Origin of the sequence: Nonomuraea sp. NPDC050556, from assembly GCF_044457355.1 — a bacterium.
In the GTDB taxonomy this organism is placed as follows: domain Bacteria; phylum Actinomycetota; class Actinomycetes; order Streptosporangiales; family Streptosporangiaceae; genus Nonomuraea.
In genome coordinates, this window is sequence record NZ_JBITGU010000001.1 from 573,877 (window position 1) to 592,600 (window position 18,724).

20 protein-coding genes are annotated in these 18,724 nt (G+C 70.9%); 13 read left to right on the plus strand and 7 right to left on the minus strand.

Annotated features, from left to right (window positions below; genetic code table 11):
- The first annotated feature begins 51 nt into the window (after positions 1-51).
- Positions 52-621, plus strand: a complete 570-nt coding sequence (locus ACIBG8_RS02865) for a DUF305 domain-containing protein (RefSeq protein WP_397340755.1) — start codon at positions 52-54, stop codon at positions 619-621.
- Positions 622-634: 13 nt separating this feature from the next.
- On the opposite strand, the gene ACIBG8_RS02870 is transcribed toward ACIBG8_RS02865, so the two are convergent.
- Together ACIBG8_RS02870 and ACIBG8_RS02875 are read right to left on the minus strand one after the other, a co-directional pair.
- Complete coding sequence (locus ACIBG8_RS02870) at positions 635-1,222, minus strand: hypothetical protein (protein ID WP_397340756.1); 588 nt, start codon at positions 1,220-1,222, stop codon at positions 635-637.
- Between the two features lie 42 nt (positions 1,223-1,264).
- Positions 1,265-2,440, minus strand: coding sequence for a serine hydrolase domain-containing protein (locus ACIBG8_RS02875; protein WP_397340757.1), 1,176 nt, complete (start codon positions 2,438-2,440; stop codon positions 1,265-1,267).
- A gap of 183 nt (positions 2,441-2,623) precedes the next feature.
- Between ACIBG8_RS02875 and ACIBG8_RS02880 the strand changes: the two genes are divergently transcribed.
- Both ACIBG8_RS02880 and ACIBG8_RS02885 read left to right on the plus strand, forming a co-directional pair.
- Positions 2,624-3,298 (plus strand): helix-turn-helix domain-containing protein, encoded by a 675-nt coding sequence (locus tag ACIBG8_RS02880; RefSeq protein WP_397340758.1) that lies wholly within the window; start codon positions 2,624-2,626, stop codon positions 3,296-3,298.
- Complete coding sequence (locus ACIBG8_RS02885; RefSeq protein ID WP_397340759.1) at positions 3,295-4,266, plus strand: helix-turn-helix domain-containing protein; 972 nt, start codon at positions 3,295-3,297, stop codon at positions 4,264-4,266. Before ACIBG8_RS02880 ends, ACIBG8_RS02885 begins: the two co-directional genes overlap by 4 nt.
- Here the strand turns inward: ACIBG8_RS02885 and ACIBG8_RS02890 are convergent.
- Complete coding sequence (locus ACIBG8_RS02890; protein ID WP_397340760.1) at positions 4,263-5,474, minus strand: serine hydrolase domain-containing protein; 1,212 nt, start codon at positions 5,472-5,474, stop codon at positions 4,263-4,265. The genes ACIBG8_RS02885 and ACIBG8_RS02890 overlap by 4 nt on opposite strands.
- A gap of 199 nt (positions 5,475-5,673) precedes the next feature.
- Here ACIBG8_RS02890 and ACIBG8_RS02895 point away from each other — a divergent pair, with 199 nt between their 5' ends.
- Positions 5,674-6,402 carry a MarR family transcriptional regulator gene (locus tag ACIBG8_RS02895; protein WP_397340761.1) on the plus strand — a complete coding sequence of 243 codons (729 nt, stop codon included), beginning with the start codon at positions 5,674-5,676 and terminating at the stop codon, positions 6,400-6,402.
- A 127-nt stretch (positions 6,403-6,529) separates the two neighbouring features.
- Here the strand turns inward: ACIBG8_RS02895 and ACIBG8_RS02900 are convergent, their stop codons facing one another.
- Positions 6,530-8,986 (minus strand): collagenase, encoded by a 2,457-nt coding sequence (locus ACIBG8_RS02900; RefSeq protein WP_397340762.1) that lies wholly within the window; start codon positions 8,984-8,986, stop codon positions 6,530-6,532.
- 75 nt (positions 8,987-9,061) lie between these two features.
- The gene (locus tag ACIBG8_RS02905; protein ID WP_397340763.1) at positions 9,062-9,469 is read right to left on the minus strand and encodes a DUF4440 domain-containing protein; all 408 of its coding nucleotides are present in this window, start codon (positions 9,467-9,469) and stop codon (positions 9,062-9,064) included.
- 51 nt (positions 9,470-9,520) lie between these two features.
- On the opposite strand from ACIBG8_RS02905, the gene ACIBG8_RS02910 reads away from it, so the two are divergent.
- The 5 genes from ACIBG8_RS02910 (at position 9,521) to ACIBG8_RS02930 (ending at position 13,482) form a co-directional block, all read left to right on the plus strand.
- Complete coding sequence (locus ACIBG8_RS02910) at positions 9,521-10,093, plus strand: TetR/AcrR family transcriptional regulator (RefSeq protein WP_397340764.1); 573 nt, start codon at positions 9,521-9,523, stop codon at positions 10,091-10,093.
- Between the two features lie 75 nt (positions 10,094-10,168).
- Positions 10,169-10,666 (plus strand): sigma-70 family RNA polymerase sigma factor, encoded by a 498-nt coding sequence (locus ACIBG8_RS02915; protein WP_397340765.1) that lies wholly within the window; start codon positions 10,169-10,171, stop codon positions 10,664-10,666.
- Positions 10,650-11,723 carry a hypothetical protein gene (locus ACIBG8_RS02920; protein ID WP_397340766.1) on the plus strand — a complete coding sequence of 358 codons (1,074 nt, stop codon included), beginning with the start codon at positions 10,650-10,652 and terminating at the stop codon, positions 11,721-11,723. The genes ACIBG8_RS02915 and ACIBG8_RS02920 overlap by 17 nt, the downstream gene beginning before the upstream one ends.
- Positions 11,720-12,628: an ABC transporter ATP-binding protein gene (locus ACIBG8_RS02925; RefSeq protein WP_397340767.1), complete on the plus strand. Its 909-nt coding sequence runs from the start codon at positions 11,720-11,722 to the stop codon at positions 12,626-12,628. The genes ACIBG8_RS02920 and ACIBG8_RS02925 overlap by 4 nt, the downstream gene beginning before the upstream one ends.
- A complete protein-coding gene (locus tag ACIBG8_RS02930; protein ID WP_397340768.1) occupies positions 12,628-13,482 on the plus strand; it encodes an ABC transporter permease subunit in 855 nt (284 codons plus the stop codon). The genes ACIBG8_RS02925 and ACIBG8_RS02930 overlap by 1 nt, the downstream gene beginning before the upstream one ends.
- A gap of 4 nt (positions 13,483-13,486) precedes the next feature.
- On the opposite strand, the gene ACIBG8_RS02935 is transcribed toward ACIBG8_RS02930, so the two are convergent.
- Together ACIBG8_RS02935 and ACIBG8_RS02940 are read right to left on the minus strand one after the other, a co-directional pair.
- Entirely contained in the window at positions 13,487-14,773 is a 1,287-nt protein-coding gene (locus ACIBG8_RS02935) for a helix-turn-helix domain-containing protein (RefSeq protein WP_397340769.1), read from the minus strand.
- 11 nt (positions 14,774-14,784) lie between these two features.
- The gene (locus tag ACIBG8_RS02940; RefSeq protein WP_397340770.1) at positions 14,785-15,498 is read right to left on the minus strand and encodes a hypothetical protein; all 714 of its coding nucleotides are present in this window, start codon (positions 15,496-15,498) and stop codon (positions 14,785-14,787) included.
- A 21-nt stretch (positions 15,499-15,519) separates the two neighbouring features.
- On the opposite strand from ACIBG8_RS02940, the gene ACIBG8_RS02945 reads away from it, so the two are divergent.
- The 4 genes from ACIBG8_RS02945 to ACIBG8_RS02960 all read left to right on the plus strand — a co-directional run bounded on the left by ACIBG8_RS02945 (position 15,520) and on the right by ACIBG8_RS02960 (position 18,581).
- A complete protein-coding gene (locus tag ACIBG8_RS02945; protein ID WP_397340771.1) occupies positions 15,520-16,437 on the plus strand; it encodes a hypothetical protein in 918 nt (305 codons plus the stop codon).
- Positions 16,438-16,528: 91 nt separating this feature from the next.
- Positions 16,529-17,362: an MBL fold metallo-hydrolase gene (locus ACIBG8_RS02950; protein ID WP_397340772.1), complete on the plus strand. Its 834-nt coding sequence runs from the start codon at positions 16,529-16,531 to the stop codon at positions 17,360-17,362.
- The gene (locus tag ACIBG8_RS02955) at positions 17,359-17,763 is read left to right on the plus strand and encodes a hypothetical protein (protein ID WP_397340773.1); all 405 of its coding nucleotides are present in this window, start codon (positions 17,359-17,361) and stop codon (positions 17,761-17,763) included. Before ACIBG8_RS02950 ends, ACIBG8_RS02955 begins: the two co-directional genes overlap by 4 nt.
- A 167-nt stretch (positions 17,764-17,930) precedes the next feature.
- The gene (locus ACIBG8_RS02960) at positions 17,931-18,581 is read left to right on the plus strand and encodes an NADPH-dependent F420 reductase (RefSeq protein WP_397340774.1); all 651 of its coding nucleotides are present in this window, start codon (positions 17,931-17,933) and stop codon (positions 18,579-18,581) included.
- Positions 18,582-18,724 lie beyond the last annotated feature (143 nt).

The following is an 18,724-nucleotide window of genomic DNA, read 5'->3' on the forward strand; positions in this document are numbered from 1 at the left end:
CCCGCTCCGACCAGCGAAAGGCCAGCAGACCCGACGAACGAGAGAACAACCATGCGTAAGAACCGATTCATCGCCGCCGCCACCGGCGTCGCGGCCGCCCTCGTGCTCACCGCCTGCGGTGGCGGCGCACCGGTGGACAAACCCAGCGCCGCCGCGCAGTCCTTCAACGACGCGGACGTCACCTTCGCCACGATGATGATCCCGCATCACGAGCAGGCGGTGGAGATGGCGGAACTGGCCGGGACCCGCGCCTCGGACGCCGAGATCAAGGATCTCGCGCAGAAGATCAAGGGCGCGCAGGATCCGGAGATCCAGACCATGAAGGGCTGGCTGTCGGCCTGGGGCAAGCCCGCCCCGTCCGGCGGCATGAGCGGCATGGGTCACGATATGCCCGGCATCATGTCCGCTGAGGACATGAAGAAGCTGGAGGTGGCCGAGGGCACGGCGTTCGACAGGCAGTTCGCCGAGCTCATGACCGCCCACCACAACGGCGCGATCGAGATGGCGCGCACCGAGCAGGCCCAGGGCGCCGACCCCGAGGCCAAGGCGCTCGCCAAGGCCATCGAGACGGCGCAGCAGGCCGAGGTCGCCCAGATGCGGAAGATCCTCGACCGGTTGTGAGCAGCGACGGCGCCTACCCTCCTGGGCGGGCGCCGTGTCGCCAGCTCGCCCTTCGTCCCGGCTGGAGCAGCGGGAGGTCGGCCAGCGGCACCCGGCGCAGGCGCTGGGCCTCGGGCGCCGTCGGCGGGCCGAAGGGGCAGACCTCGGCGAGGAAGGGCTCGAGCCGCCCGTTCTCGACGAGGTCGAGCAGGTCCGTCAGGCCGCGCCGCGCGCCCCTGGCCTCCGCCTGCGAGATCCAGCCCGCCTCGACCGCCTGATCCCACGTGTCGGCGCCCGTGACGACGTGCGACGCGCCGTCGGCGCGTACCCGGACCGTGGTCAGGAGGCTGATGGCGTAGACGCCGTCGCCCTGCCGCACCATGGGGCTGGCGACGTCGCACGTGTAGGCGAACCCGGCCGTGTCGAGTGGCTCGCCGTGCAGGTCGACCGTGACGTTGACCTTGAACCACCGGTCGGCGAAGGCGTAGCGCCGCATGGCGAAGTAGCCGTACCCGGCCTCGCAGACGACCGACTCGGCGTCGGCGCGCAGGACGCCGCCGCCGGGGATGACGAACAGCCGCACATCCGCCTCGTCCGGATGGAAGTAGTAGTCACGCACCATCGGCACACTAGGCGCGGTTCCCGCGAAGTCGGCCCCGCTGCTTCACGATCTTGCCGTTTCTTGGTTTCCGTCGCAGAACACCTTGCTGAGCAGCGTCCCCACCAGCTTCGGATACAGCGCCGCCGGGTCGACGGCCGCGTCGCCGGTGGTCAGCGAGACGGTCATGGTCTTCCTGCCGTCGGCCGAGCTGTACATCAGCGTCCCGTAGCCCTCGGGCGGGCTGCCGTTGTGCTGGTACACGGTGCCGCCGCAGCTCGGACCCAGGTCCTGCACGAACAGCCCGAGCCCGTACCCGAGCTTGCCGTACGGCTTGCGCATCTCGGCCATCAGGCTGGAGGGCAGGAGCCTGCCGCCCATCAGCGCCGAAATGAACGTCTGCAGGTCCTGGGTGGTCGAGATCAGCGCCCCCGCGCCGGTCAGCAGCGAGGAGTTCTGCCGGGAGACGTCGACCACCTTCCACTGCCCGCCCTCCTGGTAGCGGAAGTAGCCGTGCGCGTACGGCCCGGGAAGCTGCGACCGGTTGCCCGGCACGACGGTGCTGCGCATCCCGAGCGGCCGCAGGATGCGCCGGTTCATCTCCTCGGCGTACGAGTGTCCTGAGACCTTCTCGATCAGCAGGACGGCCAGCGTGTAGTTGGTGTTGGCGTAACGCTGGTCGGCTCCCGGCTCGAAGCGGGGCTTCCTGGACAGCGCCACCCGTACCAGTTCCTCCGCGGTGTAGGACTTGAACCGGTTGTCCAGCCACTCCTTGCCCTTGCCTGGAATGCCGGTCTCCCACGTGCCTTCCGCGTCGAAGTCGCCGGTGTAGTTGAACAGGCCGGTGGTGTGCTGCAACATCATCCGCACGGTGATCCGCCGGTCCAGCCCGAGCTTGGGCAGGTAGTCGGCCACTGGCGTGTCGAGCCCGACCTTGCCCTCGGCCACGAGCTGCAGCACCAGGGTCGCGGTGAGGGGCTTGTTGACGCTGCCCGTCCAGAACCGGCCGTTGGTCGGCGGCTTGGCGGGCTGCCCGAGCTTGCGCACCCCCGCGCTGCCCGCCCAGTCGCCCTTGTCGTCGTGCACGCGCAACTGCACCCCGGCGAGCCCGAGGTCGACGACGTCCTGGATGACCTTCTGCAGTTCGGGCCGGTCCTGCCCGGGGGTGGCCGCCATGGCGGGTACGGCGGAGCCGGCCAGCAACGCGGCAGCCAGCGCCGCGACCTTGAGTGACTTACCCATGATGCATCCTCGCTTCACGATAGTACGTGTTCGGAACATCTCGAAAGCTACGTTGCATTCAGAATCTGGTCAATGTTCAGAAAGTCTTACACCCAGGTGAACGCCGCTAAATTGATGCAATGACGCTGCACTCGAACGCAACGATGAGTTGCAATGGATGGCCTCGAAGGCAATACTGGCGGCATGCCAGGAGGACGACTGACCCAGCAGGACCGCCAGCGCATCGCGACAGGCCTCGCCGACGGGCTCTCCTACGCCGAGATCGCCAGGCGGCTGGAGCGGCCGACCTCGACGATCACCAGGGAGATCGGGCGCAACGGCGGCGCCAGCGGCTACCGGCCCCAGCAGGCGCACCAGGCGACGGTCCAGCGCGCCAGGCGCGGCACCCCCGCACCGCCACGGGCGACCGGATCGCCGGACGGCATGATCGAGGAGGCGCTCGTCGAGATGGCGGTCAGGACCGGGCTGCCGAGGATGACCGCCCGCGTGCACCTCGACCTGCTGCTGTCCGAGGAGGGCAGGCGGACGGCGGCCGAGCTGACCCAGCGGCTGAAGATCAGCCCGGCGTCCGTTTCCGTGGCCGTGAACTTCCTGGTCGAGCAGGGGTTCGTCCGGCGCGAGCGCGACCAGCACCGGCGCCGCGACGTCTACGTGGTCGAGGACGAGGCCTGGTACAACTCCATCGTGACCAGCCGCATGCAGACGCTGGAGACGGCGCAGGTCTCGATGGCGGCGGCCGAGGCGTACGGGATGGAGAGCCCGGTGGGGCGGCGGCTGGCCAGGGCGGCGACGTTCCTGGAGCGGATCAGCCTGGACATGATCGAGTCCGCCGACCGCTGGCGCGCCCTCCTGACATGACGCCACCCACCTTCGTCACGCTGCACAGCACGGACCTGCCGCCCGACCAGCGCTTCGACTGGTGGTGCGACCTGATCAGCCACGACGTGGCGCCCGTCCGCGTGACCAGCGACCACGCCGCCGACTTCCGCGCCTCAGCGGGGGCGATCGACCTGGACACCGTCCAGCTGACCACCATGGAGTTCCCCGCCCTCAGCTCGGCCCGCACGCCCGCGCTGATCCGCAGCTCCGACCCGGAGCGGTACGAGCTCGCCCTGATCGTGGGGGCCGAGATGTGGATCTCCCAGGGCGGCAACGACACCCTCATGGGCGCCGGTGACCTGGTGATGTGGGAGACCTCCCACCCTTACGAGGGCGGCGCGCTCGACGGCCCTGCCCCCGCGCAGGCGATCATCGTGCATCTGCCCAGGTCCGGGCTGCCCCTGCCGTCCGGCAAGGTCGACACGCTCGTGGCCGGCAGGATGCCCGCGGGCGGCGGCATCGGCGCGATCCTCGCCGCCTACCTCAGGACCCTGGTGCGCGAGGCGCCGTCCATGGCGTTGCAGGAGGCCAGGAAGCTGGGGGCGGCCACGCTGGACCTCGCCCTGGCCTTCCTGGCCCACCTGCTGAACGCCGACGACCGCCTGCAGCCCGAGACGCGGCAGCTGGCCCTGATGGCGCAGATCCGGGCGTTCGTCGAGCACAATCTCGGCGACGCGGACCTGACGCCCCGCGCGGTGGCGCAGCGGCACCACATCTCGGTGCGTTACCTGCAGCTGTTATTTCAGCGGCAGGGGACGACGCTGACGGAGTGGATCCGGCACCGTCGCCTGGAGCACTGCCGTACCGACCTCGCCGACCCCGCGCTGGCCGGGCGTCCCATCAACGCGATCGCCGCCCGGTGGGGATTCACCCGCGCCGCCGACTTCAGCCGGGCCTTCCGGACGGCGTACGGCATGGCTCCCAGGGACTTCCGTCACCGCGACTAGGCGTCGATCGCCTGGTAGACGGTGGTCCAGAAGTCGTGGATGGCCTGCGCCGAGTCCGGGGTGGACATGCCGGTCTGGGTGAGCAGGATGCCGACGAGCTGGTTTTCCGGGTCCGCGTAGGTGGTGGTCCCGGCTCCGCCGTCCCAGCCGAACTGGCCGACGGGGGCGTAGTCGCCGCGGTAGGTGCGCACCGCCATCCCGAAGCCCCAGCCGCCGTGCTGGGCCAGGCCGTACCCCAGGTGGGCGGCTTCGCGCGCCCACGCCTCCCGGGCGGCGCGCTGCTCGGGAGGGAGCTGGTTGGTGGTCATCAGCTGTACGGCGGGCCGGGACAGGATGCGCTGATCGCCGTGCATGCCGCCGTTGAGCAGCATGCGGAAGTAGGCGTGGTAGTCGTCGACGGTCGAGTCGAGCCCGCCGCCCGAGGACGGGAACGCCGGGGGCCTGCTGTGGTGTCCCCCTTCCGCCGGGTCCTCCACGGTGAACTCGCCGGTCTCCGCGTTGGGGGCGTACAGCGGCGGGAACCGGTGGATCTTGTCGGCGGGCACGTGGAACCCGGTGTCCTTCATGCCCAGCGGCTCGAAGATCCGCTCGCGCAGGAAGGTCTCGAACGGCTGGCCGGTGACCCGGGCGACGAGCACGCCGAGGATGTCGTCGCCGAGGTTGTACTGCCAGCGCTCGCCGGGCTGGTAGGCCAGGGGGAGCGTGCCCAGGCGGCGCATCCACTCGTCCGGCCCGGGTTCCGGCAGCAGCCAGCCGTCGGCCTGGCCGTACACGCCCTGCTCGAACAGCGCGCCCAGGATCGGGGAGTCCTTCGCCGTCATGTCGATGCCGAGCCCGAGGGTGGAGGTCAGCAGATGACGGACGGTGATCGGCCGCAGCGCGGGAACCGTGTCGTCCAGCGGGCCGTCGGGGCGCCTGAGCACCTGGCGGTCGGCCAGCTCGGGCAGCCAGCGGTCCACCGCGTCGTCCAGCCGCAACCGGCACTCGTCCAGCAGCACCATCGTCGCCGCGGCCGCGACCGGCTTGGTCGTGGAGGCCATGCGGAAGATGGTGTCGCGGCTCATCGGCGCGCCGCCGTCGTGCCGCATCGTCCCGAGCGCCTCGACGTGCGTCTCACCCCGGTGGCTGACCAGGGCGACCAGTCCGGGAATCCTCCCGGAGTCGACATACCTCGCCAGAACCTCACGCAGCCTGTTGCTTGGCCTCATCAGAAATCTCCTCACGGTCATGTTCAGCGATCGCTGAACATGTGACGAAACTACATTGCATTCATAAATCAGTCAACATGCTTTCACCAGTTCAATAGGCAGCTTTGCAATGAATATGAGGCTGAATGCAATGATCACGTTGCAATGAAGAGCGAATGAATGCATACTGTGCAGGTCGACAGATGGGAGACGAGCACCGATGCCCGGAGACAGGCTCACCGACGAGGACCGCCAGCAGATCGCCGCTGGGCTGGCCGAGGGGCTGGCGTTCGCCGAGATCGGCCGGCGTCTCGGGCGGCCCGCCTCGACCGTCATGCGCGAGGTCAGCCGAAACGGCGGCCCCGACGGCTACCGGGCACATCAGGCACAGGAGGCCACCAGAAATCGCGCGCGACGAACCAGGAAGCCGCAGGCGCAGCCCCGGCCGATGGGCGACAGCAGCCACGGGCGCGATCCCCGGGCGGTGCAGGACCTCACCGAGTCCTTCGCCACGCTCCTGGAGCAGCAGGGCATGCCCAAGATGGCAGCCAGGGTCCTGGCCTGCCTGTACGTCGCGGACTCCGGCACCCTCACGGCCGCCGACCTCGTCCAGCGACTCCGCGTCAGCCCGGCCTCGATCTCCCAGACCGTGGGCTTTCTGGAACAGCAGGGCCTGATCAAGCGAGAACGGGAACCCGGCGGCCGTCGCGAACACTACGTCGTGGACGACGAACTCTGGGTCCGATCCACCCAGGCGGCGCTGACCATGAACGACACCCTGGTCGTGGCGTCACAACGCGCGGCGGAGATCCTCGGTCCCACGACCCCGGCCGGAGCCCGCTTCGACGTCGCCGCCGAGTTCCTGCAGCTGGTGAGCACCACGATGCACCAGATGATGGACCAGTGGAACGACACCCAGACCGCCCGGACCTCGGACCTCCAGCCGTGATTCCGGCATTCGTCCGCGATGCTTGGGGACTCGTCAGCCCGACCCGCATGGCCTGCATGCGCTGATCCCTGTAGAGGGTGTGGGGGTTCGTGCTCGGCGATGGCGTCCGAGCACGAACCCCCGAGGGTCAGTAGGAGGTGGTGACGGTCACGCCGCCGGCGGCGGCTGTGCCGTACAGGGAGATGTAGCGGTAGCCGGCCGCCGGGTTGCTGACGGTGAGGGTGTGGGCGTTGCCGGATCCGGTCGCGCGCTGGGTGTAGGACGAGGTCGTGGCCCAGGAGCCGGCGTTGTAGTACAGGTCGGCGTCGCCGGTGCCGCCGCTGCTGGCGATCGTCAGGGTGGTGACGCCCGCGGGCAGGTAGATGTACATGTACGCGTACTGGCCCTGGGCGACGGAGATGTTGCTGCGCCGGCAGTTCTTACCCAGCACCCGGGTGTCTGTCCCGGTGCACTCCGGGACGGTCGTGGTGGTTCCCGCGGGCACGGTGATGGGCTTGTAGACGCCCCACGGGGCGCCCTTGTTGTCCAGGACGACCAGCTTGACGGTGTACGCGCCGGGGGAGCTGTAGGTCTTCACCGGGTTGGGGGACGTCGAGGTGGTGCCGTCGCCGAAGTCCCAGTGGTACTGGGCGAGGGTGCCGTCGGGGTCGGCAGCGGTGTTGGTGAAGGTGATGGCGGTGCCACTCGCGGTGGTGGTGAAGTCGGCGGTGGGGAGCATGTTCTCGTCGCTCGCCTTGCACGCGCCGGTGTTGCAGGCGGTCAGCCAGGCGTCGAAGTCGGCGTCGTAGTTGAGGCCCTTGAGGAACGTGCGAGCCGTGGCCCAGTCGCCGGTGCGGTAGTAGCCGAGCATCCTGGCCACGTCGGCGGGGTGCTTGTCGAGCATGTAGCGGACGGCGAGGTAGCCCCAGTTGTAGGTGCGGGTGTTGTCGCCGTACACGGTGTCGAAGAGCTGGCTCAGCTTGTAGGTGTGGCGCCCCGCCGCGGTGATGGCGGCGGTGTAGGCGAACTTGCGGTAGCTGTAGGAGATGTACTCGGCCAGCCCCTCCACCCACCAGACGGTCGGGGTGGACATGCCCTCGCCGAAGTCGCCGTGCATGTCGTACTTGGAGTCGAGGTAGTGGGTGTACTCGTGGTTGAGGTTCCAGATCTCCCAGTACAGCGGCTTCTCGCGGTCCTGCTCGTAGCAGATGAAGCGCGCCACGTTGCCCGGCTGGGAGGGGTCGTACTCCAGCGAGATCCCGCCGTTGTCGGTGTCGATGCCGTAGATGCCCCAGGCGTAGAACGAGTAGTCGCGCTTGGTGTCGAACACCGAGATTTCCAGGCGCACCGTGTTGTCGTCCGGGACCGGCTGGCCGCTGTCCTTGGCGATGGAGTGGAAGTAGGCGTCCTGGTTGAGCAGGCTGGCGCAGGTGCTGGACAGCTGCGCCGCGGTGAGCTCCTGAGCTCTGATCGTCAGGCTCGGCGAGCAGGCGTGGGTGATCGGCAGGGCGGCGTTGGTGAGCCTGTTGGTCAGGTCGCAGGTGCCGTAGGTGGTGCAGCTGGCGCTGTCCTGCTCGTTGGCGACCAGGGCGGTGGAGACCCAGAGCGCGGCGGTCGGCCCGGTGATCTGCGAACGGCCCAGCAGATCCTGCACGAGGGGACGCACGGTGGTCCGCAGCTGGCTGTACCTCAGGAAGCTGCCCAGTTCCTTGCCCGCGTTGGCGACGAGGAAGTAGTTGTCGCCGGACAGCAGGCCGAGGTTCCTGGTGGCGAAGTCGCGCAGGGTGGTGAGGACGGCCGGGTTGTTCTGGGCCGTGGCGGCCATGCTGCCGCGGGTGTGGGAGCGCCAGTACAGCTCGAAGCCCCGGTTGACCGCCTCGCGCATGTTGACGCCGAAGGTGGAGTTGTACGCGTTGAGCAGGCGGATCGCCACGCCGATGTTGCGGATCTCGTCCTGGGCGTTGACGATCAGCCAGACGGCTTCCTTCAGCACCGCGCCGTTCTCGTCGGTGTTGGTGAAGACCTTGGGACCGGCGAAGAAGGTGTCGGCGACGCCGCGGATCTCGGTCAGGAGCACCGAGCTGTAGGTGGGGATCGTTCCGGCGGGAAGGGTGCCCTGGACGTAGTATCCGGCGCGCAGGAACACGATCAGCTGCTGGGTGCTGGTGCTGTTGTCGCCCGGGTAGGAGGCGACGTTGGTCCGCAGGTCCCTGGCGACGGCCAGCATCTGCGACTCGGTGAAGGTGCGCTGGGCGTCCGCCGCGGTCAGCTCGAACAGCGGGTTGAGGCAGGTCTTGATGTCGGCGGCCTTGACCGCGGCGACCAGCGCGGCGCCGGTCTTGCCGATGATGTCGGCCGTACTGCAGGCGGCCAGCGCCTTCAGGCTCGGCGCCGACTCGGCTGTGGCGTGCGCCGCGTCCAGGTCGTCGCGGACGGTCCCGGTCAGAGGCGGTGTCTGGCTGGGGGAGAGGGTCTTCTGGTGCGTAGGCGCTTCAACTGCGGGTGGGGGCGGGGTGACGCGCTGGCGAGCCTGAGCGCCGGGGGCGGCGAACAGGCTGCTGACCATGAGCGCGCCGACTAAGGCGCCGACAAGGGGGGTGCGCATGGGGCGGGCTCCAGATTGTGAAATCTGACATGTGACGTGTAAAATTTCACATATTTACCTGGAGTTCAAGAGCTGTCAGATGTCGTCCCAGGCGGCCGAGCTCATTCTCCAGCCGTCGCTCGTCCTGATGAACTGGGTCGTCTGGCGGCCCGCGCCCTCGAACCACTCGCCGTTGAGGTAGCCGGACTTGCCGTACTCGCTGAACCGGTGCGCGACGGACCCGAAGATCTCCGTCCGCTCGGCCACCTCCCACTCGGTGAACTCGGTCAGCGTGCCGTCGGTGAGCATCTTCTGTCGGGGCGCGATGAACGTGTCGAGGTCGTAGATCACGGTCTCGCCGCCCACGTTCTTGATGATCATTCCTTGTGGGATGAACACCTCGCGGACGACCTCCAGATGCGGCCCGTTCCCGCCGGTGTTGGCGAACGCGCCGAAGAGGGCGGCCATCAGCCGGTCCAGCTCGGCCTTGACGTCGGTGGACATGGGATCCTCCCTATTTACATAACAAGTGTTGTGTGAATGTAGCCTGTCGTCATGCCACGCCACAAGGGAGACCACGACGCACGGCGCCGCGACGTGTCGGCGGCCGTGTGGCGGGTGCTGGCCGCGCACGGGTTCGGCGGACTGACGCTGCGCGCGGTGGCCAGCGAGATGGGCGCGACCACCGGGCTGCTCACGCACTACTTCCCGAGCAAGAAGGACCTGGTCGCGCACGCGCTGACGTTGCTCGACGAGCGCCGGGCGTCCCTGCCGGGACCCGCCGAGCCCGACGGGCTGGCCGGGCTGCGTGCCGTACTGCTGGATGTCCTGCCGGCCGCGGACAACCGGATCTGGGTCGGCTCGTGGGACGTCGCGCTGGCGGACCCCGACCTGACGGCGGGGCACGCGGCCCGGTACGCGCGGGCCCGCGAGCGCGTCCGCCACCACGTGCTGGCGGCGCAACGCCTCGGCGAGCTGCCCGCCGGGGATCCTGACGACGTCGCGGCCTCGGTCCAGTCCTTCACCCTCGGCCTCATCGTGCAGGCGCTGTTCGGGCCCGAGGAGTTCCCGCCCGAGCGGCAGGTCCGCCTGCTGGACGCCTATCTGGCCAAGCTCGCCTGCCCGTGAGTGTCACATGCCGGGCATCGGCGGTGCTCTACTGATGTGAACCTAGCTGGTCTGGCCGAACGGAAGGACGGCACAGTGGCGGTTCGGGCCGACCTGGAGCAGGTCTTCCGCGCCGCCTATCCGCGCGTCGTCGCGGTGGCCGCCCGCGTGCTCGGCGCGCGCGACGAGGCCGAGGACGTGGCCCAGGAGGTGTTCCTCGCGTTCAGCCGCTCGTCGGTGCCGCCGGGGGAGGCCCTGGGCTGGTTGTCGGTCGCCGCCGCGCACACGGCGCTGAACCACCTGCGCACCGGCCGCCGCCGTACCTCCAGGGAGGAACGCGCCTCCCTCGACTTACCGCAGGACGGCGACGCCGCCGACGCGGTCGTGACCCGCGACGAGCGGCGCCGCGTGCGGGCCGCGCTTTCGCGGCTGCCGCGCAAACAGGCCGTCGCGCTCGTCCTGCGGCACAGCGGCCTCAGCTATGCCGAGGTCGCCGAGGCCCTAGATCTTTCCGTCGGCAGCGTGGGCACCACCCTGCGGCGCGCCGAGTCCGCCCTTCGCGAGGAGTTGAACCGTCATGCGCCATCCGACTGACGGCACGCTGCGACGGCTCGTGGACGAGCCGTCCGGCGTCGCCGACTCCGACCGCGTGCACGTCGCGGACTGCCCGGTGTGCCTGTCCGGGCTGGCGGCCGCCCGCGACGACGCGGCCGTGGCGGGCGCGCTGCTCGACGCGCAGCTGTCCGTGGACGTCGATGCCGCCTGGCAAAGACTGGAGCGTACGGTGACCGCCGACCAGCCCCCGGTTGCCGTCACGCGGACCAGACGGTGGCGTACGGTGCTGCGGAGCCCGGTGGTCGCCGTGGTCGGCGTCCTCACCCTGCTCGCCGGGGCCGGGATCGCGGCCGCCGGCGACTGGCTGCCGATCTTCCGCGCCGAGCAGGTCGCCCCGGTCACCGCCCCGGCGGCCGACCTGGTCAAGCTCCCGGAGCTGGAGGCGCTCGGCGAGCTGGAGGTCCTCCAGCAGATCGACGTCCGGCGCGTCACCGACGCCGCAGCGGCACGCAGGGCCACCGGCCTGCCCACCCCCAAGCTGAGCGCCCTCCCGCGTGGCGTCACCGGAGAGCCCTCCTACCACGTCGCCCGGAAGGTGAGCGCCGTGCTCACCTTCTCCGTGAAGAAGACCGCCGAGACCGTCGGCGGACAGCTCCCGCCCCCGCCACCCGGCCTCGACGGAAACCGGTTCCGCCTGACCGGCGGCCCGGGGCTGGCCGCCGCCTGGTCCGCGAACCGCCCCTTCCCCGCGCTCGTCGTCGCCCGCGCGATCGCGCCCACTGTGGAGTCCTCAGGCGTCCCGTTCGCCGCCGCCCGCGACTACCTCCTGTCCCTGCCCGGCCTGCCGGAGAACGTCGCCGCGCAACTACGCGGCTTCTCCGGCGACGGCACGACGCTGCCCCTGTTCACCGCGATGGAGAAGACCACCAGCTCCCCGGCCGACGTCAACGGCAGACCGGCCACGCTGCTCATCACCCGCGACCGCACCATGGCCGCCGTGATCTGGACAGAAGGGGGTACGGTGACCGCCGTCGCAGGCACCATGAGCGGCGACGAGGTCCTCTCGGTCGCCCGCGACCTGCGGTGGGACCGGTGACCACATCCCCTGCCGTCTGGTGTTCCGGCCTGCGCAAGCAGTACCGCAAGCACGTCGCGGTCGACGGCGTCTCGTTCACCGTCGGCCGCGGCGAGATCCTCGGCCTGCTCGGGCCCAACGGCGCGGGCAAGACCAGCGTCATCAAGATCCTCCTCGGCCTGGTCAGGCAGGACGCGGGCGACGTGCTCCTGCTCGGCCGTCCAGGACGCGACCCGAAGGCGCGGGCACGCGTCGGCTACCTGCCCGAGCTGTTCCGCTACCAGCCCTGGCTCGCCGCCGCCGAGGTGCTCGACCTCCATGTACGGCTCGCAGGAGCCGACGTCCCGCAGCACGAACGGCGCGAATGCCTCGCCGCCGTCGGCCTCGCGGACCGGGCCGGCGACCGGGTGGGCGGCTTCTCCAAGGGCATGCAGCAGCGGCTCGGGCTGGCCGTCGCGCTGGTGGCCCGCCCGGAGCTGGTCGTCCTCGACGAACCCACGAGCGCCCTCGACCCGCTCGGCCGCGCTGACGTGCGCGACCTGCTGCTGGCGCTCAAGGCCCGCCAGGTCGCCGTGCTGCTCAACTCCCACCTCATCGGCGAGGTGGAGCGGGTCTGCGACCGGGTCGTCATCCTCGACAGGGGGAAGGTGGCCGCGTCCGGCACCCTGGCAGAACTCCTCGGAGGGCGCGAGCTGCGGCTGCGGCTCGACGGGGTGGACGCGCGGGCGCAGGCACGCATGGCCGCCGACGGCGCGCTCACCTGCGACGGGAACCTCTACACCGTCACCCTGCCCGACGACAGGGACGGGCTCGTGCCGAAGCTCGTGGCCGACCTCGTCGGGCTCGGCGTGCGCGTGCACGCGGTCGAGCCGGCGCGGATGAGCCTGGAAGATCGGCTGCTGGACATCCTGAGGAGCGAGCACTGATGACCGTGTTCATCGTCGCGGCGCTCACGCTGCGCGAGTCGGCGCGGCGGCGCGTGTTGCGTGCGCTGGCCGTACTCACGCTCCTGCTGCTGGGGCTCAGCGCCTGGGGGTTCTCCAGCCTGGTCTCGATGGAGTTCGACGGGGCCCAGCTCACCACCGGCGAGGCCAGGCTGGTCGCCGCGCAGCTGCTCAACCTGGTGATGTTCGGGCTGAGCCTGATCGCGGCGCTCGGCACGGCGTTCCTGGCCGGGCCGACGCTGGCCGGGGAGATCGAGTCGGGGGCCGCGCTGGCGGTCATGGCGCGACCGGTCCGCCGCTCGGCCGTCCTGCTGGGCAAGTGGCTGGGGCTGGTGGCCTTCGGCGGGGGCTTCGTCGTCCTGGCCGGGCTCGCGCAGTGCCTCATCGTCCTGGCGACCACCGGCTACTGGCCGAGCGAGCCCGTGACCGGGCTGGCGCTGCTCGCCGCGCAGACGACGGTGCTCCTGACGCTGGGGCTGCTGCTGTCGGCGGTCATCTCGCCGATGGCGTCGGGGATCGTCGCGGTCGGCCTGTTCGGCGCCACGTGGATCGCCGGGGTGGTGGGCGGGGTGGGGAAGGTGTTCGCCAACCCCGGCGTGATCGCCATCGGCGACGTGTCCCGCATGCTCCTGCCGACCGACGGGCTGTGGCGCGGGGCGATGTACTCCTTCCAGGACCCGGGCGCGCTGGCCCGCTTCGGCGGACCCGCCGTGAAGGGCGGTTTCCCCTTCCTCAGCGACACCCCGCCCACCCTGGCCTACCTGGCGTGGTGCGCGTTGTGGGTGGCGCTCGTCCTCGGGGTGGCGGCCGTCGCCTTCCAGCGCCGCGACCTGTGAAGGGCTAGGAGCGGGTCCTGGCGCGGGCCGGTTGGGGCGTGGTGTGGCCGGCCGCGCGCAGCGCCTGGTCGTAGGCGTGCATGGCGGCGTCGCCCGCGCCCAGTGCCTGGTGGAGTACGGCGGCGCGGTGCCAGCACTCGACGACGTGCCGGTCACGGACCAGCAGGTCGGACAGGACGCCGGTGGCGAGGGACAGCTCGTCCGCCGCCTCGGTGTGGTCGCCGAAGGCCAGCGCGGCCTCGGCCAGCGTCAGGTGCGCCTGCGCCTCCCGCGCCTCGGACGCCCGCTCGAGCGCCGCCGACGCCAGCGTCCGGCCTTCGGCCGCGCCGCCGGAACGCACCAGCAGCCGGGCAAGGACCAGCTCGCACCGGGTCAGATCGGCGGGTACGTCGAGGACGAGCAGGTCGGCGCGGGCCCGGCGCAGCAGCCCGACGGCCTCGTCCAGGCGTTCCGGCTCCGCCTCGGCCAGCAACATGCCGCTCAGCGCCCGCAGGTTCGCCTCGTCGACCTGCTTGTCGACCATCCCGTACAGCGCCAGGGCGCGCACGGACAGCGTGTGCGCCTCGCGGAACCTGCCGTCGTCGCGGGCCCGGCGCGCGGCGCGCGCGTAACCGTCGGCCTGGGCGGCGACGCCCTGCCTCGCCTCGACGGCCGCGCGGGTGCGGGCGAGCAGTTCAGACGCCGCGTGCTGGTCGCGCTGCTGGGCGCGGGACTCGGCCAGCAGCATGGCCAGCCGTACGGCGTCGTCCGACCACAGCAGGTCGCGCTCCTCGAACGCGGCCATGGCCTGCTCGCCGAGCTCGGCCGCCGGGATCAGGTCGCCGCAGAGGAGGTAGCAGCGGACCAGGTCGACGGCGTGCTCGGCCCAGGCCAGCGAACCCGACTCGGACTGCTTCAGGTGCTGCTCGTGGCCCTCCGTCGCCTCGTCCAGGCGGCCCAGCCGTTCCAGCGCCCTCAACCGGCCCCTGCGGGCCGCCGGATCGTCCAGATCGGCGAGTACGGCGAGCGTCTCCTCGGCGTCTCCCGCGCGCAGGGCCAGCAGACCATACTGCGCCGTACTGTCCGCCTCGGCCTCCGCGTCGCACTCCTGCCCCACGGCGAGGAACTCGACCGTCGTCTCCAGCTCGGCCGCCAGGTGGCGCAGCGCGGCGGGCGAGGCGGCGCGGGCGCCGGACTCGATCATCGACAGGTAGCTGGCCGACATGGCCGTCCCGGCCAGATCGGCCTGGGAGCGGCCCTTCGCGGTCCGCAGGGCGCGGATGCGCCGTCCGGCCTGCTCGTCGGCGTTCATGTCAGTGGATCCTAACTCCAGGTCGCTGTCGGGTGACCGGCCAGCCGCAGCGCCTGGCCGTACGCGTGCAGCGCGGCCTCGACGGCGCCGCACGCCCGGTTGAGCTCGGCGGCGCGGTGCCACTCGCGGACGAGGTACAGGTCCTGCTGGTCGTGGGTGGCGAGGATGGCGGTCGCCCGCTCGATCTCGGCGGTGCAGCCCGGCAGGTCGTCCAGGGCCAGCAGGGCCTCGGCCAGCACCAGGTGCGTGTCGGCGCGGGCCGCCGACGTCGGCGCCTGCGGGCGGTCGAGCGCTGTTCTGGCGTACGGCAGCGCACGTTCCGGCTCGTTCGCGCGGACCAGGAGGTCGGCGACCTCGGTCTCGCAGTCGATCAGGAGGTAGCCCTGGTTGAGCTCGGACAGGTCGGCGTGGGCGCGGAGCAGCAGGTCGAGGGCCTCTTGCCAGCGTTCCGGGTGGGCACGGCCGAGCATCCTGCCGTGGATGCCGCGGACGGTGGCGAGGTTGAGGTGGTGGTCGGTCTCGCCGAAGAGGGCGAGGGCGCGTCCGGACAGCTCGCAGGCCTCATCGGGGCGGCCGAGCATGTAGGCGTTGAGCGCGGCATTCCAGCAGACGGCGCCCAGGGCACCGGGGGCGCCCAGGTGCTCGGCGACGGTGCGAAGGCGGCGCAGCAGGCGATCGGCGCGTCGCAGCTCACCGCGCTGGTTGTAGGCCCCTGCGAGCGTCACCCCAAGCCGGACGGCCTGCTCATGCCACGGATATCCACCCCCACCCACGCTCCCCAAAAAGCCCTCACCCTCGCTCCCAGCCTCGCCCCCACCTTCGAGCCCGCCCTCGCCCCCACCAAAACCGCCACCATCGCCCCCGCGCTCGCGACCACCATCGCCCCCGCGCTCGCGACCGCCCTCGCCCCCGCGACCGCCCTCGCCCTCGCGATCGCCTTCGCCTTCGCCCTCGCGCTCGCGATCGCCTTCGTCCCCGCGCTCGCGATCGCCCTCGCTCCGGCCAAAGCGACCAGCATCGCTCCCGCCAAAGCTCCCGCCACCGCCCCCAACGAGGCGCCCAGCATCGCCCCCACCAAAGCCGCCACCAGTGAACTCGTCAGAGGCCCCACCGATGGAGGACCCATCGAAGGAACCGCGGGCATGCCCGCCAGGGGGCTCCTCGGAGCGTCGGATGGAGCGCTCGCCAGCGGGCTCACCGGAGGCGCGGGTGGGCTCAGCGGCGGGTTGGCCGCTGGGTGGGGTGGGCTGGCCGGTGGGCCGCACGGACTCTGCGACGGGCTGACCAGAGGGCTGGACGGGCTCTGCGATGGGTGGGCGGGAAGGCCTCTTGGTGATCCGGGTGGAGGGCCAGAGGACGGGGAGGGCGAACTCGGCCAGAGCCTGCTCGCCCAGCCGTATCGCAGTCGTGGGGTCGCTCATCACGTCGTGGCAGCGAACCATCGCCACAGCCCGCTCCGCCCGCTCCCGCGACCCGGGCGGAGCCTGACGCCACAGCTCCTCGTAGATAGCCGCCGCCTCCGGAACCCGGTCCAGCGCCTCCAACGCTCGCGCCACGCCGTACCGCGCCTCAGGCCCGCTGAGCTCGCTGAAGACGGCGAGCGCCACCTCAGGCGCGCCGTTGTGCAGGGCAATCTCCGCGAATTCCATCGCCGCAGATTGTAGCGGTGTGAAGTTTCATCACATTGACTTCACAAAACTTCACACATGCGCTAGCTTACGTGGCGTTCACCCCTCAGAACCTCATGGAGAACCCGTGTCCGACCTGACGATCCACACCCACACCGCCTCTGAAGCCGGCCTGTTCGTGAACTCCTACCTCGTGGAGACCGCAGAAGGCCTCGTGGTCGTGGACAGCAACCTGCTCAACTCCGACATCGCCGCCCTGGCCGACCGCATCGCCACGCTCCGCAAGCCGCTGATCGGCGTCTTCGTCACCCACGCCCACCCCGACCACTTCAACGGCGTACACGCGCTGGTCGGCGACCGCGACATCCCCGTGTACGCCACGGAGGCCGTAGGCAAGGTCATCCACGAGATCGCCGACGCCAAGCGGGCGCAGTGGGGCCCGGTGTACGGCGACGAATGGCCGAAGGTCACCGCCTACCCGACCGTGCTGCTCGACGACCGCCAGGAGGTCGAGCTGGGTGGTGTCACCTTCACCGCGCACCACGTCGGCCCGGCCGAGAGCCACGCGGACAGCTACTACCTGGCCCGAGCCGAGGGTACGGCGCAGCCGACCGCCTTCATCGGCGACCTGGCCTTCCACGGCACGCACCCGTACACGGCCGACGGGCACGGCGCGCTGTGGCTCGACGCGCTCGGCACGCTGGTCACCGACCTGGCGGAGGCCAGGACGCTGCTGCCCGGCCACGGCGCCCCGACCGGTGTCGAGGTGCTGGCCGCCCAGCGCCAGTACTTGCTGTACTACCGAGAGGTCGTCAGGAGGCTGGCGGAGGGCGCGCCGTCGCTGAGCGAGACGGCTAAGGCCGAGCTCGACAGGCTCATGCAGGAGTACGCTCCGGGGCTCCCGCTGAGCTGGATGATCGCCCTGGGCGCCGACGCGGTGGCAGGCGAACTGGCCCAGTGAAGCACCGCGCCCTCGGCGGTGGCGAGGACGGGCCCGCCGCCATCGAAGCGCCAGGCAGAGGGCGGGGCAGGTGCGCCGCGACCGAAGTGCTCGGCGGCGGGCAGGGCAGGTGTGCCGCGACCGAAGTGCTCGGCGGTGGGCAGGGCAGGTGTGCCGCGACCGAAGCGCTCGGCGGCGGGCAGGGCGGGTGCGCCGCGACCGAAGCACTCGGCCGAGGGCAGAGCGGGCGCGCCTCCGCCGAAGTGCTCGGCGGTGGGGGCGCTTCCGCGGGAGCGCTAGGTGGGCGCGTCGACGTCGAAGCACCGCCGAGAGGCGGGGTGGGGCGCGGCACCACTGACGCGCTCGGCGAGGGAGCGGCCTTGTCCGCGGCTGTCGGAGCGCGTGGCGTGGGAGAGGCCTGATCCGCGGCTGTTGGAGCGCGTGGCGTGGGAGAGGCCTGATCCGCGGCTGTCGGAGCGCGTGGCGGGGAAGATATGGAGCCAGCACCCCAGGTCGGGGGCTTGGTAGTGGAGAGGTTGGGCTTGTAATGGCGATGGGGGAGCTTGGTGATGGAGAGGGTGGGCGTGCGATGAAGATCGGGGTGCTCGGGACGGGGGAGGTCGGGCGGCGGCTTGCCTCCAAGCTGGTCTCCCTGGGCCACGAGGTGGTCATCGGGTCGCGTACGGCCGACAACGCCGACGCGGCGCGATGGGCGGCTGAGACCGGTGGCGGGCACGGCACCTTCGCGGACGCCGCGCAGGGAGCCGAGCTGGTGGTCAACGCCACCGGCGGCCTGGTCTCCCTGGCTGCTCTCGAGGCGGCGGGGGCGGACAACCTGCGGGGCAAGGTGCTGGTTGACGTGTCCAACCCGCTCGACTGGTCTCACGGTTTCCCGCCGTCGGTGGCGACGCCTGACGGGGGCAGCCTCGCCGAGCAGTTGCAGAAGGCGTTTCCCGAGGCGCGGGTCGTCAAGACGCTCAACACGATGACGAACACCGTCATGGTCGAGCCCAGCCTGATCCCCGGCCACCACAACGTCTTCCTCAGCGGCGACGACGAGGAGGCGAAGCGGGTGGTGGCGGGGTTGCTGGGGTCGTTCGGGTGGGAGCCTGACCAGATCCTGGACCTGGGCGACCTGTCCAGTGCGCGGGGGACGGAGCTGCTGATGCCGCTGTGGCTGCGGCTGTATCAGGCGGTCGGCCCAGCGGACTTCAACATCTCGGTCCGCCAGGCCGGGTAGGTCTACTGGCAGGCTGGGCGGGGTGCAGCGCTCCGCCGTACGGCAGGCTGGGCGGGGTGGGGTGCTTCGCCGTACGGCAGGCTGAGCGGGCCGTCTTACTGCTGGCTGGCCGGGAAAAGGGGAAGGGCGATGACTTTGCCCCT

Coding starts and splice junctions, on each gene's coding strand:
- ACIBG8_RS02865 (WP_397340755.1), top strand. CDS start 52: ATGCGTAAGAACCGATTCATCGCCGCCGCCACCGGCGTCGCGGCCGCC.
- ACIBG8_RS02870 (WP_397340756.1), bottom strand. CDS start 1,222: ATGGTGCGTGACTACTACTTCCATCCGGACGAGGCGGATGTGCGGCTG.
- ACIBG8_RS02875 (WP_397340757.1), bottom strand. CDS start 2,440: ATGGGTAAGTCACTCAAGGTCGCGGCGCTGGCTGCCGCGTTGCTGGCC.
- ACIBG8_RS02880 (WP_397340758.1), top strand. CDS start 2,624: ATGCCAGGAGGACGACTGACCCAGCAGGACCGCCAGCGCATCGCGACA.
- ACIBG8_RS02885 (WP_397340759.1), top strand. CDS start 3,295: ATGACGCCACCCACCTTCGTCACGCTGCACAGCACGGACCTGCCGCCC.
- ACIBG8_RS02890 (WP_397340760.1), bottom strand. CDS start 5,474: ATGAGGCCAAGCAACAGGCTGCGTGAGGTTCTGGCGAGGTATGTCGAC.
- ACIBG8_RS02895 (WP_397340761.1), top strand. CDS start 5,674: ATGCCCGGAGACAGGCTCACCGACGAGGACCGCCAGCAGATCGCCGCT.
- ACIBG8_RS02900 (WP_397340762.1), bottom strand. CDS start 8,986: ATGCGCACCCCCCTTGTCGGCGCCTTAGTCGGCGCGCTCATGGTCAGC.
- ACIBG8_RS02905 (WP_397340763.1), bottom strand. CDS start 9,469: ATGTCCACCGACGTCAAGGCCGAGCTGGACCGGCTGATGGCCGCCCTC.
- ACIBG8_RS02910 (WP_397340764.1), top strand. CDS start 9,521: ATGCCACGCCACAAGGGAGACCACGACGCACGGCGCCGCGACGTGTCG.
- ACIBG8_RS02920 (WP_397340766.1), top strand. CDS start 10,650: ATGCGCCATCCGACTGACGGCACGCTGCGACGGCTCGTGGACGAGCCG.
- ACIBG8_RS02930 (WP_397340768.1), top strand. CDS start 12,628: ATGACCGTGTTCATCGTCGCGGCGCTCACGCTGCGCGAGTCGGCGCGG.
- ACIBG8_RS02935 (WP_397340769.1), bottom strand. CDS start 14,773: ATGAACGCCGACGAGCAGGCCGGACGGCGCATCCGCGCCCTGCGGACC.
- ACIBG8_RS02945 (WP_397340771.1), top strand. CDS start 15,520: ATGCCACGGATATCCACCCCCACCCACGCTCCCCAAAAAGCCCTCACC.
- ACIBG8_RS02960 (WP_397340774.1), top strand. CDS start 17,931: ATGAAGATCGGGGTGCTCGGGACGGGGGAGGTCGGGCGGCGGCTTGCC.